This is a genomic window from Aeromonas sp. HMWF017 (assembly GCF_003061465.1).
GTDB classification, from domain to species: Bacteria; Pseudomonadota; Gammaproteobacteria; order Enterobacterales; family Aeromonadaceae; genus Aeromonas; species Aeromonas veronii.
Genome location: NZ_QAJD01000032.1, coordinates 1 through 2,771 on the forward strand (window position 1 = coordinate 1; position 2,771 = coordinate 2,771).

Here is a 2,771-nt window from a genome sequence, read left to right on the forward strand (position 1 = left end):
TTGAAGAGGGTGGCTGGACAGTATTCAGGAATATGCCGCTTATATTTGCGATTGGCCTGCCAATCGGTCTGGCAAATAAGGCACAAGCCAGAGCCTGTCTGGCTGTATTGGTCAGTTTCATGACCTGGAACTATTTTATCAACGCCATGGGCATGACCTGGGGCAGTTATTTCGGGGTCGACTTCAGTCAGGATGTGGGGGGGGAAAGTGGCCTCGCCATGGTAGCGGGGATCAAGACCCTGGATACCAGCATCATAGGGGCCATCGTCATCTCCGGCATCGTGACGGCACTGCACAACCGCCTGTTTGATCGCCAACTGCCGGTCTTTCTCGGCATCTTTCAGGGCAGCTCCTTTGTCACTATTGTCGCCTTCTTCGTGATGATCCCCTGCGCCTGGCTGACCCTGATCGGCTGGCCAAAAGTACAGATGGGCATCGCCTCCCTGCAGAATTTCATGCTGGTCTCGGGTCCGGTCGGGGTATGGGTATACACCTTCCTAGAGCGGATTTTGATCCCGACCGGCCTGCATCACTTTATCTACGGCCCCTTCATCTTCGGCCCAGCGGCAGTAGAGGGGGGCATTCAGCTCTACTGGGCGCAGCACATGCTGGAGTTCAGCCAGAGCTCTCGCCCGCTGATTGAACAGTTCCCTCAGGGTGGCTTTGCCCTGCACGGCAACTCGAAGATTTTCGGTGCCATGGGGATTGCTCTGGCCATCTATGCCACGGCAGCCAAAGAGAACAAGGCCAAGGTGGCAGGCCTGCTGATCCCGGCCACCCTGACCGCCATTCTGGTCGGTATCACCGAGCCGCTGGAGTTCACCTTCCTCTTCATCTCGCCGCTGCTGTTTGCCATCCACGCCCTGCTGGCAGCCACCATGTCGACTGTGATGTACCTGTTTGGTGTGGTCGGCAACATGGGTGGAGGTCTGCTCGACCAGTTCCTGCCGCAGAACTGGATACCCATGTTCCACAACCATGCGGGAATGATGTTCACCCAGATCGCTATCGGGTTGGTCTTTACCGGAATCTGGTTCCTGATATTCCGCGCGCTGATTATCAGACTCAATCTTAAAACACCGGGCCGGGAAGACAGTGAAATAAAGCTTTATTCAAAGTCAGATTATCAGGCAGCCAAAAACCAGCGGGGCAGTGATAGTGAAACACAAATTATCGAAGCGCTTGGTGGAGTCAAAAATATACGCAGTCTGAATAATTGTGCCACCCGCTTAAGAATATCGCTGGTTAACAGCAAGCTAGCCGCGGCAGATGAGGAGTTTATTAAATTAGGGGCCCATGGTGTCGTCCGCCATGGCGATAGTATCCAGGTAATTATCGGTCTGCATGTACCTCAGGTACGTGAAAATATGGAATCGATTATGAACAACAGTCATCAACAATCGTCTTTAGTAATGGAGTCATGATCATGAAAAAATTCTCTGTAGTCATTGCCGGTGGTGGCAGCACTTTTACTCCTGGTATCGTTCTGATGTTGCTGGAAAATCAACATCGCTTCCCGCTCAAGGAGATCAAATTCTACGACAACGATGGTGCCCGTCAGGAGATCATCGCCGAAGCCTGCAAAATCTTGCTGAAAGAGAAAGCTCCCGAGATCGCCTTCAGCTATGGCACCGACCCCAAAGCAGCGTTTAGCGATGTAGATTTCGTCATGGCCCATATCCGGGTTGGCAAATATCCGATGCGCGAGCTGGACGAGAAGATCCCGCTGCGTCATGGCGTGGTCGGTCAGGAGACCTGCGGCCCGGGCGGTATCGCCTATGGCATGCGCTCCATCGGCGGAGTGCTGGAGCTGGTCGACTATATGGAGCAGTACTCACCCAATGCCTGGATGCTCAACTACTCCAACCCGGCCGCCATTGTGGCCGAAGCGACCCGTCGCCTGCGTCCCAACGCAAAAATCCTCAACATCTGCGACATGCCGATCGGGATCGAGGGGCGCATGGCCCAGATTGCCGGTCTCAAATCCCGCAAAGAGATGCGGGTACGCTACTACGGCCTCAACCACTTTGGCTGGTGGACCCGCATCGAGGATCTGGAAGGTAACGACCTGATGCCGAAGATCAAGGAGCACGTCGCCCGCCACGGCTATGTGCCCAATAGCGCCAGCCATGCCGAAGCAAGCTGGAACGATACCTTCGCCAAGGCAAAGGATGTATGGGCGCTCGACCCGGATACCCTGCCCAACACCTATCTGAAGTACTACCTCTACCCGGACTATGTGGTGGCCCACTCCAACCCGGAACACACCCGCGCCAACGAGGTGATGGAGCACCGCGAGAAGCAGGTCTTCACCGCCTGTAGCGACATCGTCAAGGCAGGCAATTCAGCAGCGGGCGAGCTGGAGATCGATGAACACGCCTCCTATATCGTTGACCTGGCAACCGCCATCGCCTTCAACACTCAGGAGCGGATGCTGCTGATCGTTCCCAATCGCGGCGCCATCCCCAACTTTGACCCGGAAGCCATGGTCGAGATCCCCTGCCTGGTCGGCAGCAGCGGGCCAGAGCCGTTGCAAGTGGGCAGCATCCCGCTGTTCCAGCAGGGCATGATGGGTCAGCAGGTCGCGGTCGAGAAACTGGTGGTCGAAGCCTGGGTCGAGCACTCTTACCAGAAGCTGTGGCAAGCCATCACCCTCTCCAAGACAGTGCCCAGTGCATCGGTGGCCAAGTCCATTCTGGATGACTTGATAGAGGCCAACAAAGCCTACTGGCCGGAACTGAAATAACCCGCCCATAAACAAAAACCCCCTC

The 2,771-nt window shown here is 55.6% G+C and carries 2 protein-coding genes; both read left to right on the forward strand.

Translation table 11 applies throughout. The features are described from left to right. Positions 1 to 1,424: alpha-glucoside-specific PTS transporter subunit IIBC (locus DBR30_RS02705; RefSeq protein WP_108588175.1), on the forward strand; the 1,424-nt coding region annotated here is incomplete at its 5' end. Next, the gene (locus DBR30_RS02710) at positions 1,421 to 2,746 is read left to right on the forward strand and encodes a 6-phospho-alpha-glucosidase (RefSeq protein WP_206665121.1); all 1,326 of its coding nucleotides are present in this window, start codon (positions 1,421 to 1,423) and stop codon (positions 2,744 to 2,746) included. The genes DBR30_RS02705 and DBR30_RS02710, both read left to right, overlap by 4 nt. Positions 2,747 to 2,771: the final 25 nt, after the last annotated feature.

Excerpts from the sequence above, each read along its gene's own strand:
- DBR30_RS02710 (WP_206665121.1), top strand. The coding sequence starts at position 1,421 with ATGATCATGAAAAAATTCTCTGTAGTCATTGCCGGTGGTGGCAGCACT.